Source organism: Roseivivax marinus, assembly GCF_900109705.1.
GTDB classification, from domain to species: domain Bacteria; phylum Pseudomonadota; class Alphaproteobacteria; order Rhodobacterales; family Rhodobacteraceae; genus Roseivivax; species Roseivivax marinus.
Window position 1 is genome coordinate 87,851 of sequence record NZ_FOAI01000005.1, and the last position, 13,339, is coordinate 101,189.

The 13,339-nt window shown below is 68.7% G+C and carries 16 protein-coding genes; 7 read left to right on the forward strand and 9 right to left on the reverse strand.

Features of this window, described 5'->3' with window-relative positions; translation table 11 throughout:
* Nucleotides 1-113: 113 nt before the first annotated feature.
* Nucleotides 114-782 (reverse strand): helix-turn-helix transcriptional regulator, encoded by a 669-nt coding sequence (locus BMX29_RS07930; RefSeq protein ID WP_092811770.1) that lies wholly within the window; start codon nt 780-782, stop codon nt 114-116.
* Between the two features lie 222 nt (nt 783-1,004).
* Between BMX29_RS07930 and BMX29_RS07935 the strand changes: the two genes are divergently transcribed.
* Genes BMX29_RS07935 through BMX29_RS07950 form a run of 4 tightly spaced genes read left to right on the forward strand, consistent with a single transcriptional unit; the run spans nt 1,005 to nt 3,435 of the window.
* Nucleotides 1,005-1,223, forward strand: a complete 219-nt coding sequence (locus BMX29_RS07935; protein WP_043841699.1) for a twin-arginine translocase TatA/TatE family subunit — start codon at nt 1,005-1,007, stop codon at nt 1,221-1,223.
* On the forward strand, nt 1,224-1,721 hold the full coding sequence (tatB, locus tag BMX29_RS07940) for a Sec-independent protein translocase protein TatB (protein ID WP_043841697.1): 498 nt from the start codon (nt 1,224-1,226) through the stop codon (nt 1,719-1,721). It begins immediately after the preceding gene.
* A complete protein-coding gene (gene tatC / locus BMX29_RS07945) occupies nt 1,718-2,599 on the forward strand; it encodes a twin-arginine translocase subunit TatC (protein ID WP_043841695.1) in 882 nt (293 codons plus the stop codon). Before tatB ends, tatC begins: the two co-directional genes overlap by 4 nt.
* Nucleotides 2,596-3,435, forward strand: coding sequence for an ATP-binding protein (locus BMX29_RS07950; protein ID WP_043841694.1), 840 nt, complete (start codon nt 2,596-2,598; stop codon nt 3,433-3,435). Before tatC ends, BMX29_RS07950 begins: the two co-directional genes overlap by 4 nt.
* 193 nt (nt 3,436-3,628) lie before the next feature.
* Here the strand turns inward: BMX29_RS07950 and BMX29_RS07955 are convergent, their stop codons facing one another.
* The 7 genes from BMX29_RS07955 to purF form a co-directional block, all read right to left on the reverse strand.
* Complete coding sequence (locus tag BMX29_RS07955) at nt 3,629-4,876, reverse strand: LysM peptidoglycan-binding domain-containing M23 family metallopeptidase (protein ID WP_043841929.1); 1,248 nt, start codon at nt 4,874-4,876, stop codon at nt 3,629-3,631.
* Between the two features lie 166 nt (nt 4,877-5,042).
* The gene (locus BMX29_RS07960; RefSeq protein WP_043841693.1) at nt 5,043-5,687 is read right to left on the reverse strand and encodes a protein-L-isoaspartate(D-aspartate) O-methyltransferase; all 645 of its coding nucleotides are present in this window, start codon (nt 5,685-5,687) and stop codon (nt 5,043-5,045) included.
* On the reverse strand, nt 5,684-6,478 hold the full coding sequence (surE, locus tag BMX29_RS07965) for a 5'/3'-nucleotidase SurE (protein WP_092811772.1): 795 nt from the start codon (nt 6,476-6,478) through the stop codon (nt 5,684-5,686). The genes BMX29_RS07960 and surE overlap by 4 nt, the downstream gene beginning before the upstream one ends.
* Before the next feature lie 183 nt (nt 6,479-6,661).
* Complete coding sequence (locus tag BMX29_RS07970) at nt 6,662-7,306, reverse strand: SDR family NAD(P)-dependent oxidoreductase (protein ID WP_092811774.1); 645 nt, start codon at nt 7,304-7,306, stop codon at nt 6,662-6,664.
* A gap of 43 nt (nt 7,307-7,349) precedes the next feature.
* Nucleotides 7,350-7,622, reverse strand: a complete 273-nt coding sequence (locus BMX29_RS07975; RefSeq protein WP_092811776.1) for a pilus assembly protein PilP — start codon at nt 7,620-7,622, stop codon at nt 7,350-7,352.
* A gap of 116 nt (nt 7,623-7,738) precedes the next feature.
* On the reverse strand, nt 7,739-8,287 hold the full coding sequence (locus BMX29_RS07980) for a DUF2199 domain-containing protein (protein WP_175471157.1): 549 nt from the start codon (nt 8,285-8,287) through the stop codon (nt 7,739-7,741).
* Nucleotides 8,284-9,771: an amidophosphoribosyltransferase gene (purF, locus tag BMX29_RS07985; RefSeq protein WP_092811983.1), complete on the reverse strand. Its 1,488-nt coding sequence runs from the start codon at nt 9,769-9,771 to the stop codon at nt 8,284-8,286. Before purF ends, BMX29_RS07980 begins: the two co-directional genes overlap by 4 nt.
* 214 nt (nt 9,772-9,985) lie before the next feature.
* Between purF and BMX29_RS07990 the strand changes: the two genes are divergently transcribed.
* From BMX29_RS07990 to BMX29_RS08000, 3 genes are read left to right on the forward strand one after another with little or no spacing between them, the layout of a single operon-like run.
* Nucleotides 9,986-11,410 carry a cytochrome ubiquinol oxidase subunit I gene (locus BMX29_RS07990; RefSeq protein WP_043841688.1) on the forward strand — a complete coding sequence of 475 codons (1,425 nt, stop codon included), beginning with the start codon at nt 9,986-9,988 and terminating at the stop codon, nt 11,408-11,410.
* Nucleotides 11,411-11,423: 13 nt separating this feature from the next.
* Nucleotides 11,424-12,452: a cytochrome d ubiquinol oxidase subunit II gene (cydB, locus tag BMX29_RS07995; RefSeq protein ID WP_043841687.1), complete on the forward strand. Its 1,029-nt coding sequence runs from the start codon at nt 11,424-11,426 to the stop codon at nt 12,450-12,452.
* Nucleotides 12,452-12,547, forward strand: a complete 96-nt coding sequence (locus BMX29_RS08000; RefSeq protein ID WP_081749603.1) for a DUF2474 family protein — start codon at nt 12,452-12,454, stop codon at nt 12,545-12,547. The genes cydB and BMX29_RS08000 overlap by 1 nt, the downstream gene beginning before the upstream one ends.
* A 212-nt stretch (nt 12,548-12,759) precedes the next feature.
* On the opposite strand, the gene BMX29_RS08005 is transcribed toward BMX29_RS08000, so the two are convergent.
* The gene (locus BMX29_RS08005) at nt 12,760-13,332 is read right to left on the reverse strand and encodes a CvpA family protein (RefSeq protein ID WP_043841686.1); all 573 of its coding nucleotides are present in this window, start codon (nt 13,330-13,332) and stop codon (nt 12,760-12,762) included.
* Nucleotides 13,333-13,339: the final 7 nt, after the last annotated feature.

The following is a 13,339-nucleotide window of genomic DNA, read 5'->3' on the forward strand; positions in this document are numbered from 1 at the left end:
ATGTCTTTGTTCATCTTGTCCGTGGGCCTGTCGTCCCTGATCCTGGTCGCGCGCGCGGCATGGACGGCGGAGCCCCGGGCCGCAGCGGCGGCCGCGCGCAGGACGCGCCACCCTCAGTCGCCGCTGCGTGCCCGGTAATCCGACAGCCGTTTTCCCGGCTCGTCGACGAAGAGGCCCGGCAGGGGTCTGAGCGCCGCGACCCGGTCAATGCGGAAGCTCGCGAAGTCGCCGGCGGTCTCGTCCCAGCCGATGCAGGTCCAGACCCGGCCCCAGTAATCCACGTGCAGCGGGCGCACCGTGCGCTCCGCCTCCTCCCCCGAGAGGGTCAGCCGCAGCTTCTGCCGCGCGCGGATGGCGCGGCGGATCGCCGGCATATGACGGAAGCCCTCGGCGGCCTCAGCGAACGGGTAGGTGGCGAAGCCGAACCGTTCGGCGGCCATGCCGCTGTCTTCGGGAAGCACCGCCTCGATCTTGGCCGAGAGCGCGCGCGCCGCTGCGGCCATGTCCTCCATCCCGCTCGCGCCGACGGCTGCAAGACCGAGGTGCAGCGCCTCCAGTTCGCCTTCGGTCAGGTTCAGCGGGGGCAGGGTGATCGCCGCGCGGGCGCTGTAGCCCTCGCCCCTTGCGCCCTCGACCGGCACGCCGGAGGCCGCGAGCACCTCCATGTCGCGATAGATCGTCCGCAACGACACGCCGGTCTCGCGCGCGAGATCCTCGGCGCGGTGGACGTGGCCGTCCTTGAGGCGGGTCATCAGGCGGTAGAGGCGATCGGCGCGTTTCACGGCAGGTGATTCGGGTCAGGCGGGGCAGGGCGAAGGACCCCATACTGACAAAAAGCTGACAACTGACAAGATAGTGGCACGACAGCGATCAAATTCGTCGTGAATCCACGCCTCGGACCGCGCCGGACTCCTTTCCCGAAGCGGCGTGAACCGCTAGAACCCGTCAATGGAATTCGGCGCCGGACCGCGCGTCCGCTCCACCGCTTTCGGAAAGGAACGACCATGCTCAACAACATCGGCCTGCCCGGCCTTCTGCTCATCGCCGTGGTGGTGCTCGTCCTCTTCGGACGCGGCAAGATCTCGGGCCTCATGGGCGAAGTCGGCAAGGGCATCACCGCCTTCAAGAAGGGCGTTTCGGACGGCCAGAAGGAACTCGACGACGACGAGAAGGCCGAGAGCGCCCGCGACGTCACACCCGAGGAAAAGAAAGACAACGCCTAAATGCTGGACCTGGGCTGGACCGAGCTTCTGGTGATCGGGATCGTCGCGCTCATCGTCGTCGGCCCCAAGGACCTGCCCGTGTTGTTCCGCAACGTGGGCCGCTTCGTGGGCAAGGCGAAGGGCATGGCGCGCGAGTTCTCCCGCGCCATGAACGACGCCGCCGACCAGTCCGGCATGCGCGAGGCCGCGGACACGTTCCGCTCGGCGGCGAACCCGATGGCCTCGGCGATGAACAACGTAAAGGACGCGGCCAAGGGACTCTCGGACATCGAGCGCGACGACCCCGCGTCGAAGAAGAAGGCCGACCCCGAGGCCGAGGCCAAGCGCCGCAAGATCGAGGCCGCGAGTGCCCGCGCCGCGGCCGAGCGCAAGCGCCGCGAGGCCGACGAGGCCGCGCGCAAGGCCGACGAGATGGAGCAATCCCTGTCGTCGACGCCCGAGACCGGCGCATCAGGGGCGGACACCAAGGCCGGCACGTCCGGGAAGGATGACGCATGAGCGTCCGCGACGAACACGACGAGATCGAAGACAGCTCCGCCCCGCTGATCGAGCACCTGGCGGAGCTGCGGCATCGGCTGATCCACTCGGTGGTGGCGTTCATCGTCGGCATGGTGATCTGCTTCACGGTGGCGACGCCGATCTTCAACTTCCTGACGGCGCCGCTGTGTCAGGTGCTGGCGGATCGCGGACAGGACTGCGACCTGATCTTCATCTCGCCGCAGGAAGGCTTCTTCGTCGCGGTGAAGGTGTCGCTCCTGGGCGGCTTCATGCTGGCCTTCCCCTACATCGCCAACCAGATGTGGCGCTTCGTGGCGCCGGGGCTCTACCGCTCCGAGAAGGGTGCGTTCCTGCCCTTCCTCGTGGCGTCGCCCTTCATGTTCATCCTCGGCGCGGCCTTCGCGTTCTACGTGGTCACGCCGCTGGCCTATGACTTCTTCCTCGGCTTCCAGCAATTCGGCACCGGTGGCGAGGCAGTGGTCGGAGAAGGCGTCCGCCAGGGTCTGTCGGTGGTCTTCCAGGGCTCCGCGCAGGAATATCTCAACCTCACCATCAAGTTCATCGTGGCCTTCGGCCTGTGCTTCCAGCTTCCGGTTCTGCTGACGCTGATGGGCAAGGCGGGCCTCGTGACGGCCAAGGGCCTCGCGGACGTCCGGAAATACGCGGTGGTGGCGATCCTCGTGCTGGCCGCGCTGGTCACGCCGCCGGACGTCATCACGCAGGTGATCCTGTTCGTGGTGGTCTACGGCCTTTACGAGATCTCGATCTTCCTGGTCCGCAGGACCGAGCGCAAGCGCATTGCCGAGCTCAAGGAACAGGGTCTGTGGTTCGAGGACGACGAGACCGAGGCGGACGAGGACGACGGGGCCGCGCGATGAACGACGACGCTCTCGGTCGCATCGCCGAGGCGCTCGAGCGCCTCGCCCCCGCGCCGCTCGGCACGCCCGATTTCGACATGGCCGAGGCATTCGTCTGGCGCACTGCGCCGGACCGCCTGGACCCTGTCGCGCGGGTGAACCGGGTGCCGCTCGATCTGCTGCACGGGATCGAACGGTCGAAGGCCACGCTGCTTGAGAACACCCGCCGTTTCGCTGCCGGACATGCCGCCAACAACGCGCTGCTCTGGGGCGCGCGCGGCATGGGAAAATCAAGCATTGTCAAAGCGGTGCACGCGCAAGTTCGGGCAGAGGGCGAAGACCTGAAGCTGGTCGAGCTGCTGCGCGAGGACCTGCCGTCCGTGGGCCGTCTGCTGGGCCACCTGCGCGGGTCGGACAAACGCTTCGTGCTGTTCTGCGACGACCTGTCGTTCGGGCAGGACGACGCGCACTACAAGAGCCTCAAGGCGGTGCTGGACGGCGGCGTCGAGGGGCGTCCGTCAAACGTGCTGTTCTATGCCACCTCGAACCGCCGCCACCTGATGCCGCGCGACATGATCGAGAACGAACGCTCGAGCGCCATCAACCCGAGCGAGGCGGTCGAGGAGAAAGTGTCGCTCTCGGACCGTTTCGGCCTTTGGCTGGGCTTCCATCCGTGTTCGCAGGACGAGTACCTCGAGATGATCCGCGGCTACTGTGCGGCGCACGGGATCGAGGTCGATCCCGATACGCTCCATGCCGAGGCGATTGAATGGCAGGCCACGCGGGGGGCACGCTCGGGCCGGGTGGCGTGGCAGTTCTTCACCGACCTTGCCGGACGGCACGGCGTCGCGGTCTGAGCTCCGGGCGCGACAGCGCTTCTACAAAATGCGATTTGGTCTCTGAAGCCGCCTCCGCGCGCGCTGCGACCCTGCCAGGGCAGGGCGAAGCTGCGCATCCGGTCCCGTTCCGGATCCGGATGTCCGTGGGCCGACCCTCCTGCGGCGCCAGCGCGAGCGAGGCCGGTCGCGCCGGCCCCGCCTGACGCCGGCCTTATTGCAGGTAGATCATAGGATCGACGGACTCGAAGCCGTCGCGCACCTCGAAGTGCATCCGCGCGGGATCGCCCGCCTTGACCTTGCCGATGGTCTGACCGCGGCTGACACTGTCGCCCTTGGACACCGTGATCCCCTCGATATGCGTGTAGACCGTCAGCAGGTCGCCGGGGTGCTTCACCACGAGGATCGGGATGTCGTCGGTGTTGGTCGTGATCGCGGCCACGGTGCCCGAGGCCGCGGCCTTGACCGGCGTGCCGGCGGCGGCCGCGATGTCGATGCCGTCGTTCCGGCCCTTGCTGTACTCGCGCACGATGCTTCCCGAGACCGGCATCGCGAACTCGGCGCTCGACGAGCTGCTCTCGGTCGTTTCGCCGACGTCTGGGGCGGGCGCATCGGCAGGCGGCGCAGGCGTTGCAGAGGCTCCGGCCTCGGCGGTGCGCTGCGGCGACGGCTCGGGCGACTCTTCGGGCAGGGGCGTCGAGGATGACGGCGGCGTCGGCGTGGGCGAGCCCTGGCCCGGCTGGGTGGTCCGGGCGCTGCGGCTTTCGTCCGAGGGCTGCTCGAGCGCCACGGGGATCATCAGATACTGCCCCTCGCGCACCGAGAAGCTTTCGTCGAGGCCGTTCCATTCGGCCAGTGCGCGTGGCGTGACGTTGTAGAGCCGCGCGATGGTGAAAGCGGTCTCGCCGCGCTCCACCTGGTGTCGGACGGGCTCCACGCCGCCGGGCAGCGGCTGCGACGGCGTCGAGGCGCGCGGCTGCGCGCGGCTGGCCGGGGCGTTGTCGATGGCGTTGCCGGCGAGCGTCGCGATGTCGACCTGGCCCGCGGGCTGCAGCGCGCCGGTGGCGGGTGCCGCGCCGGTTGCGGGCGAGGGTTCGGCCACCCGGCGGGGAAGGGCCATGATCTCGCCCGCGCGCAGGGTGTCGCCGCTTTGCACGCCGTTGTAGCGGGCAAGCTCCTCGGCGGGCAGGCCCACGCGCGAGGCCAACGATTGCACGGTGTCGCCGCGCCGTGCCACGGCGACCTGGTAGTTGGGGTAGGAGATCACGCCGCGCGCGTCCGGCTCCGGCCGGTCGGCGGTGGCCGCAACCGCGGCCGAGGACGTGTCGAGCGGTCCGCCCATCCGCCCCCGCATGTCGAGATCGAGCGGCCCGTCGCCGCAGGCCCCGAGCGCGAGGACAAGGCCGAAGGCCGCGCCCGCGCGCAGGCGGGTCCGGCCGGGAACGTGAATGGTCTGGATCATCTCGGTCACCTCGGATGCGCCCCTTGTGCCCGGAGCGTCATGTGGATTTCGGACGCGTCTTGCCTGCGGTCGCGTCCCGTTCTGCCCATCTGCCCGCGCGTCGCCGCGGGGCACGTTCCTTCGGTCGCTGCGCCGCCGGTCGCGGGCGCATGTCCCGTCGGGCGGCTCATGTCTCGCGGCCCAACCCCTCGACCAGCGGGACGAAGCGGACCGATCTGAGTTCGTCGTAGTCGAAGCCCGTCTCGGTGCGCGTGACGCGGATCAGGCTTTGCACCGTGTCGGACTGGCCGACCGGCAGGACCATGATACCGCCGATCTTCAATTGGGCCAAGAGCGGCCCGGGCGGGTCCTCGGCCGCGGCGGTTACCAGGATACGGTCGAACGGCGCCTGCTCGGCAAGACCGTGGCTGCCGTCGGCCACGAAGGCTGTGATGTTGGCGAGCCCCAGCGTCTCGAACACTTCCCGCGCCTCGCGCACCAGGCGCCGATGGCGGTCGATGGTGTAGACCCGTCGCGCCAGCGCCGACAGGATCGCCGCCTGGTAGCCCGAGCCGGTGCCGATCTCGAGCACCTTGTCGCGGCTCGACAGCTGAAGCGCCTGCGTCATCAGCCCCACCACCGACGGCTGCGAGATGGTCTGCCCGCAGGCGATGGGCAGCGGCATGTCGTCGTAGGCGCGATCCGTGAAGTAGTGGCGGATGAAGGCGGCGCGGTCGATGCGCTCCATGGCGTTGAGCACGGCCGCGTCCGTCACCCCGCGCGAGCGCAGGGCGTAGAGGAACTGCATCTTGCGCTCGGCCTCGGCCGTCATGAGAACGTCCGCTCCAGCCCGTCGAGCGCGTCGTGCGCGGTCAGGTCCGCGCGCATCGGCGTGACCGAGATGTAGCCGGCGAGGTTCGCCTCGGCATCGGTGCCGGCATCGGTGGGCTTCTGCTGGTCGCCACCGCGAATCCACAGGAAGCGGCGTCCGGCCGGCGACAACTGCGGTTCGACCGAGAAGCCGGTGCCGTCGCGGCGGCCCTGGCGCACGACGCGGATGCCCGCCACGTCCCCGGCCGGAACCGGCGGGAAATTCACGTTGTAGAACAGCCGGTAGCCGGCCGCGTCGGTGGCGTCCTGCGGCACGTGGTCCAGGATCGCGCGCACCACCGCGGCGCCATGGGCGCGGGCGGAGGTGAACATGATTTCGGCGTCGCGGTTCGCCGGACCGATGAACTGCGACAGCGCAATGGCCGGGAGGCCCTGAAGCGCGCCTTCCATCGCCCCGCCGATCGTGCCTGAATAAAGCACGTTCTCGGCGGCGTTGTTGCCGCGGTTCACGCCCGACAGCACGAGGTCCGGCGGCGTGTTCTTGAGGATGTCGGTCAGGCCCGCCAGCACGCAGTCCGCGGGGCTGCCCTCGGCAGCGTAGCGGCGCGGCGCCAGTTCGCTGACCATCATCGGACGGGAATACGAGATGCAGTGCCCCACGCCCGACTGCTCGAAGGCCGGGGCCACGGTCCAGACCTCGCCGCCGTCGCCGGCCAGCTCGGACGCGATACCGTGCAGGACCTCGAGACCGCGGGCGTTGATCCCGTCGTCGTTGGTGATGAGAATGCGCATTGAGTGGTGCCCCCGATCGTTGCCACTCTGTAGGAAATGCCGGGCCGCGGGGCAAGCGGACCGGCGGTCGCGGACGGTTCAAGGTGGCCTTCCGGTCGCGGTCCGTCGCGGTCGGCATCCCGTGTCCGCGGGGCCGCCTCCGGGACGGCGCCGCAGGCGCCCGGACCCGGCGCGGACCCTCGTTCAGACGATGCCGGACAGGAGCCGCCTGGCCTCGTCGGACGGCTGCGCGAGCCCGTCGCGGTCCTCGCCGGGGTAGAACCGCGCGCGTGTGGCGGTCGGCATCGGCTGCGGCTGCACCACGTGGATCCGCGGCCCGAGTTCGGCGCGCTCGGCGGCCCACGACCGGGCCAGCGCGATCTGCGCGGCCTTGGTGGACCCGTAGTGGCCGAAGAACTTGGTTCCCGGCGCGTGGCTGTCCTCGAAGAACAGCGCGGTGCCCTCGGTGCCGAGAAGCGGCGCGATGAAGGGCACGAGGTGCCCCATTGCCGAGACGTTCACCTCGACCGCGCGGGCCCAATCCTTGGCCGCGAGGTGGTCGACGGGCGTGAGCGGCCCGGCCTCGACGGCGGTATGCGCCCAGAGCGCCAGCCCGCCCCAGCGATCGTGGATCGACCGGCAGAGCTGCGCCATCGCGTCGCGGTTGGTGATGTCCATCGGCGCGAGCGTCGCCGCGCCGCCGGCCGCCTGGATGCGGTCGTCGAGCTCTTCGAGCGCGCCCACGGTGCGGGCGACGGCGACGACGTGGTGCGTGGCGGCAAGGACTTCGGCGAGGGCGGCGCCGAGGCCGCGCGATGCGCCGGTGACGAGGGCAACGGGTCTGGACATGGCCCGGCTCGTGACGCGCGCCGCGCGGCTTGTCAAGCGGCCCTCAGCCGCCCGGCATCTCGATCCAGCGCGCGCGCCCGCCCCGGGTCAGCAGCGCCACGCGGGTCTCGTCGATGGCGACGATGGTGTGACGGCCAAGCCGTTCGCCCTTCCGGACGCGGGCAACCTTGCCGTCGGGCGTGCGCAACAGCGCCTCGGGGGCGTTCTCGTCGCCGTACACACCGAGGACCATCGTGTCGTGACGGTCGAAATCGGCGTGGGTGGTCGCGGTCTTCGCCACGTTTTCGGGCGTCGCCGCGTCGTTCGTCTCTGCCATGACACAGCCTCCGTTCGCAGGGTCGAACGGGCGCATAAGGCCCGATGGACGCGAGGGAAAGCGGGGGTGCCGGGCCTCGGCGGCGCGGCGCCGACGGCTGCGCGCGAGTTGGCCGATCAGCCCTTGAGGTGCGGCCGAAGGTCCTCTCCGGCCGCGGCGTAGAGGTCGAGCAGCGCGTCGAAGGTCAGCCCCTGGGCCTGGGCCTCGGCGAGGGCGCCGTCCGCTGCGCGGAATACCGGCCGCTCGGCGGCGGACGCGGCCTCCAGCGTGCCGGCGGCGCGACCGAGCGGGCCGAGATCGTTGGCCGATTGCGCGGGGCAGGGAGCGGGCGTCCTGCCCTCGGCCAGCGCATCGAGCGTGGCGTAGAAATCCTCGGGCGCAACCTCGACCCAGATCGCGAGCAGCGCGGCGTCGTCGGCGCCGCGCACGGGCAGGGTGACCACGGCGCGCAGGTAGCGCGCCTCGCCAGCCCGGCAGAGTTCGGACGACAGCTTGTCCTCTCCCGCCTCCAGCACCTCTGCATCGCCGCGCGGGCCATGCGGCCACGCGTCAGGATGCTCGAACACGAGGTCCACGAGGCCGCCGAAGCTGCGACCGCAGCAGGGGCACACATAGTCGGGATCGTTCAGCCGCCGCCAGCGCGCGTCGAGGTCGAGAAGGTTCACTCGGCCGCCGTCTTGAGCCGGAAGCCCTGCTCGATCTGGTCGGACGGCTCCACCGGGTATTCGCCGGAGAAGCAGGCGTCGCAGTATTGCGGCCGTTCGGGATCGCGACCCTTGGCCTCGCCCACCGCGCGGTAGAGGCCGTCGAGCGAGATGAATTTCAGCGAATCCACGGCGAGGTGGTCGCGCATCTCGTCCTCGGACATCGAGGCGGCCAGGAGCTTTTCGCGCTGGGGCGTGTCGACACCGTAGAAGCACGGCCACGCCGTCGGCGGCGAGGCGATGCGGAAGTGGACCTCGGCCGCGCCGGCGTCGAGGATCATCTCCTTGATCTTGCGCGAGGTGGTGCCGCGCACCACCGAGTCGTCCACGAGGATCACGCGCTTGCCGCGGATCAGCGCGCGGTTCACATTCAGCTTGAGACGCACGCCCATGTTGCGGATCTGCTCGGTCGGCTCGATGAAGGTCCGGCCCATGTACTGGTTGCGGATGATCCCCATTGCATAGGGGATGCCGGATTCCTGGCTGAACCCGATGGCCGCGGGCGTCCCCGAATCGGGCACGGGACAGACGATATCGGCCTCGACCGGCGCCTCGCGCGCCAGTTCCACCCCGATCTGCCGGCGCGTCTCGTAGACCGAGCGCCCGCCGATGATCGAATCGGGGCGCGAGAAGTAGACGTGCTCGAAGATGCAGAACCGCGCGCGGCGCGGGCGGAAGGGCCGGATGCTTTCGACGCCGCCCTCAGGCGTGATCACGACCATCTCGCCGGGCTCGATCTCGCGGACGAACTCGGCGCCGATGATGTCGAGCGCGCAGGTCTCGGAGGACAGGACCCAGCCGTCGCCCACGCGTCCCAACACCAGCGGGCGCACGCCCAGCGGGTCGCGTACGCCGATCAGCTTGGTGCGCGTCATCGCCACGACCGAGAACGCGCCCTCGACCCGGCGGAGCGCGTCTTCCATCCGGCTGGGAATGTCGCGCTGCAGCGAGCGGGCCATGAGGTGGATGATGCACTCGCTGTCCGACGACGACTGGAAGATCGACCCGCGGTCGATCAGCTCGCGGCGCAGGGCGTTGGCATTGGTGATGTTCCCATTGTGCGCGATGGCCGCGCCGCCCATCGAGAACTCGCCGAAGAAGGGCTGGACGTCGCGCAGCTGGGTCGGCCCCTTGGAGCCGGACGTCGAATATCTCACGTGTCCGATGCCGAGCGCGCCGGGCAGGGTTTCCATTAGCGATTGCGACGTGAAGTTGTCGCGGACGTAACCGAACTTGCGCGCCGAGTTGAAACCGTGCTCGGGATCGTAGGTGACGATGCCGCCGGCTTCCTGGCCGCGGTGCTGCAACGCATGCAGTCCGAGCGCCACGAAGTTCGCCGCGTCGGCCACGCCGACCACGCCGAAGACGCCGCATTCCTCGTGCAGCGTATCGCCGTCGCCGTCCGGATCCACGGCTCCGAAATCGAAAGGATGAGAAGGGGGCAGGGTCGAGGACACGGGCAGGCTCCGCTGGGTCTCGTTACGGCGGCTGTCTATGCGACCGAGCCGCGCTTGTCACGCCCATGTCACCAAAGCGTAAACGAGAGCCGAAAAAACCTGCGGCCAGTTGGCGCAACCGGGCGGAAATGGTGACGAAGTCACCTAACTGACGGGCAAGACGGCGTAAGCCCCACACGCAGAACAACCACAAGGGTGCGACATGGACACATTCATGGGACTCGATGCGGTCGTCCTGGCACGGATCCAGTTCGGCTTCACGGTGGCCTTCCACTTCATCTTCCCGGCCTTCACCATCGGGCTCGCCAGTTTCCTGATGGTCCTGAACGGGTGGTACCTGTGGTCCAAGGATCAGGCCTACCTGAACCTCTTCAATTACTGGGTGAAAATCTTCGCCATCACCTTCGCGATGGGCGTCGTGTCGGGCATCGTCATGTCCTACCAGTTCGGCACCAACTGGTCGGTGTTCTCGGATCGCACCGGGCCGGTTCTCGGGCCGCTGATGGCCTACGAGGTGCTGACGGCGTTCTTCCTGGAGGCGGGCTTCCTCGGGATCATGCTGTTCGGCCGGGACAAGGTGGGCAATGGGTTGCACATGGTCGCGACCGTCATGGTCGCCGTGGGCACCGCCATATCGGCCACGTGGATCCTGTCGGTGAACTCGTGGATGCACACTCCCGCGGGCTTCGGTGTCAACGAAGCCGGGCAGTTCGTCCCCGAGGACTGGTGGCAGGTCATCTTCAACCCGTCCTTCCCCTACCGCCTCGTGCACACCCTGACCGCGGCCTACCTGACCACCGCGTTCATCGTCGGCGGCGTGGGGGCGTGGAACCTTCTGCGAGGCCGGCGCGAGAACAAGAGCGTCCGCAAGATGTTCTCGATGGCGATGTGGATGGCCGCGATCGTGGCGCCGTTGCAGATCGTCTTCGGTCACGAGCAGGGCCTCAACACCTACGAGTACCAGCCCACCAAGGTGCTGGCGATGGAGGGGCATTTCGAATCCTACGATGACGGCATCCCGCTGATCCTGTTCGGCATCCCCGATCAGGAGGCCGGCGAGATGAAGTTCGAGCTGGCCATCCCCAAGATCGGCGGGCCGATTCTCGGCAAGGGCTGGAACGCCTCAATGGAGGGCCTCGACACCGTGCCCGAGGCCGAACAACCTCCGGTCGGCATCGTCTTCTGGTCGTTCCGGATCATGGTGGGCATCGGCTTCCTGATGATGGGCCTTGGCTTCTGGTCGCTGTTGTCGCGGTTCCGCGGCCGTCTCTATGACGACCGCTGGCTGCAACGCGCGGCGCTGGTGATGGGACCGTCGGGCCTCGTCGCCGTCATTGCCGGCTGGATCACCACCGAGGTCGGGCGGCAGCCCTACGTGGTCTACGGCGAGATGCTGACCTCCGAGGCGGCGTCTCCGCTGGGGGCGAGCGCCGTGGGCGCCTCGCTGATCGCTTTCATCGTGATCTACTTCGCGGTGTTCGGGGCGGGCGTCGGCTACCTCATCAAGCTGATGAGCCGCGAACCCGAACGGGTGGAGCCCGACGACGAGCCCGGACCGCTGCGCGCCGCGGGCATCGTGCCCGGCACGCAGATGCCGCCCTCGGGCCGCGCGCAACCGGCAGAATAAGGAAAGACGAACGATGGACGGACTCGGAGTATCCTTCGACCTCACCGTGGCCTGGGCGCTGCTTCTGGCCTTCGCGGTCTATGTCTACGTCGTGCTCGACGGCTTCGACCTCGGGATCGGCATCCTCTACCCCTTCTTCCGTTCGAAGGAGGACCGCGACCTGATGATGAACTCGGTCGCGCCGGTCTGGGACGGCAACGAGACATGGCTGGTTCTGGGGGGCGGCGGCCTGTTCGCCGCGTTCCCGCTGGCATACGCGATCATCCTGCCTGCGCTTTACCCGCCGATCATCGCGATGCTGCTGGCGCTGATCTTCCGCGGCGTCGCGTTCGAGTTCCGGTGGAAGGCCGCGTCCCCGTTCCAGGAATGGTTCTGGGACGGCGCCTTCATCGGCGGTTCGACCGTGGCGGCGCTGGCGCAGGGCATCACGCTGGGGGCGCTGCTGCAGGGCATCGACGTGGACGGCCGGTCCTATGGCGGTGGCTGGTGGGACTGGCTGACGCCCTTCTCGCTGCTGTGCGGCGTGTCCGTGGTGCTGGGCTACGCCTTCATGGGCGCGACGTGGCTCAACATGAAGCTTCTTGGTGACATCCAGCATAAGGTGCGCCGGATGGCGCGCGTTTTCGGGATCGCGACCGTGGCCTGCATCGTGCTGGTCAGCCTCTGGACCCCGTTCCTGGAGCAGGAATACTTCGCCCGCTGGTTCGGCTTCCCCGAGGCGCTGGTCGTGGCGCCGGTGCCGCTGCTGGTGGCATTGATCGCCTGGCAGCTCTGGGTGCGGATCGACAACCCGGGCAACGACTGGGTGCCCTTCGTGCTGACCATGGCGCTGTTCCTGCTGTGCTTCGTGGGACTCGGCATTTCGATGTGGCCGCACGTGATCCCGCCGGCCGTGACGATCTACGACGCCGCGAGCCCCGCCAAGTCGCAGCTCTTCATGTTCGTGGGGGCGATCGTGCTGGTTCCGATCATCCTGGCCTATTCGGGCTACGCCTACTGGGTCTTCCGCGGCAAGCTGAAGCCAGGGGAGGGCTACCACTGATGATGAGACGCATGGGATGGTTCGTCCTGATCTGGGCGCTGTCCGTGGGCGCGCTCGGCATCGTGGCCTACGGCATCCGCCTGATGATCCTCTGACGACGAAACGGCCCGCGCCCCACGCGGCGCGGGCCGTTTCACATCGCGGGTCGGACCCGCGCCCGACACGCGGAGCAGGGGGCGCAGCCGTGAAGGCGCGCACTGCCGGCCAATCCTACAGTGACCTTCCCCGCAGAAGAAAACGCGCCGCGGACGATCCGTCCCGGCGCGCTCCTTGTCGTATCTCGCGGCGGTGTCCCGCCGGGCAGGTCTCAGGCGTCGTTGGCGTCGGGGGCGACGCAGATGCCGACGAGCTGCTCGTATTGCGTGGTCACCCAGCCGAGCGCCTGGTCGGGGTTCTGCGCTTCGATCCGGTCGGTGAATTGCGAGAACACTGCCGCCGAGCGGCTGTTCTCGACCATCTCGACCGTCTCGGTGGTGACGATGGTCTCGTAGAGGAAGAAGCCGATCGCCACGAGGAGGATGCCGCGCGCCACGCCGAACAGGAAGCCGAGGCCCTGATCCAGCCCGCCGAGCGCCGAGCGCTGGACGATGGACGAGAACAGCGGCGTGAACAGCGACACCACGATCAGCGCCAGCGCGAACACCGCCGCGAAGGCCGCGATGATCGACAACTCGCAGCTGTCGGAGAGGAATTCACCCACCACGGGGATTTCGGACATCAATGGCTGTGCTTGCGGGGCGAACATGAACGCCAGGATCGCGGCGGCGACCCATCCCACGATGGCCAGCACCTCGCGCACGAGGCCGCGCGAGTAGGCCAGCAGGGCGGACAAGACGATGACAACCGCCACCACGGCGTCGATGACGGTAAAGCCTTCCATGAACCCT

Bases quoted from the DNA above. Each gene is read 5' to 3' on its own strand.
- BMX29_RS07935 (WP_043841699.1), top strand. From the start codon at position 1,005: ATGCTCAACAACATCGGCCTGCCCGGCCTTCTGCTCATCGCCGTGGTG.
- tatB (WP_043841697.1), top strand. From the start codon at position 1,224: ATGCTGGACCTGGGCTGGACCGAGCTTCTGGTGATCGGGATCGTCGCG.
- tatC (WP_043841695.1), top strand. From the start codon at position 1,718: ATGAGCGTCCGCGACGAACACGACGAGATCGAAGACAGCTCCGCCCCG.
- BMX29_RS07950 (WP_043841694.1), top strand. From the start codon at position 2,596: ATGAACGACGACGCTCTCGGTCGCATCGCCGAGGCGCTCGAGCGCCTC.
- BMX29_RS07955 (WP_043841929.1), bottom strand. From the start codon at position 4,876: ATGATCCAGACCATTCACGTTCCCGGCCGGACCCGCCTGCGCGCGGGC.
- BMX29_RS07960 (WP_043841693.1), bottom strand. From the start codon at position 5,687: ATGACGGCCGAGGCCGAGCGCAAGATGCAGTTCCTCTACGCCCTGCGC.
- surE (WP_092811772.1), bottom strand. From the start codon at position 6,478: ATGCGCATTCTCATCACCAACGACGACGGGATCAACGCCCGCGGTCTC.
- BMX29_RS07970 (WP_092811774.1), bottom strand. From the start codon at position 7,306: ATGTCCAGACCCGTTGCCCTCGTCACCGGCGCATCGCGCGGCCTCGGC.
- BMX29_RS07975 (WP_092811776.1), bottom strand. From the start codon at position 7,622: ATGGCAGAGACGAACGACGCGGCGACGCCCGAAAACGTGGCGAAGACC.
- BMX29_RS07990 (WP_043841688.1), top strand. From the start codon at position 9,986: ATGGACACATTCATGGGACTCGATGCGGTCGTCCTGGCACGGATCCAG.
- cydB (WP_043841687.1), top strand. From the start codon at position 11,424: ATGGACGGACTCGGAGTATCCTTCGACCTCACCGTGGCCTGGGCGCTG.
- BMX29_RS08000 (WP_081749603.1), top strand. From the start codon at position 12,452: ATGATGAGACGCATGGGATGGTTCGTCCTGATCTGGGCGCTGTCCGTG.
- BMX29_RS08005 (WP_043841686.1), bottom strand. From the start codon at position 13,332: ATGGAAGGCTTTACCGTCATCGACGCCGTGGTGGCGGTTGTCATCGTC.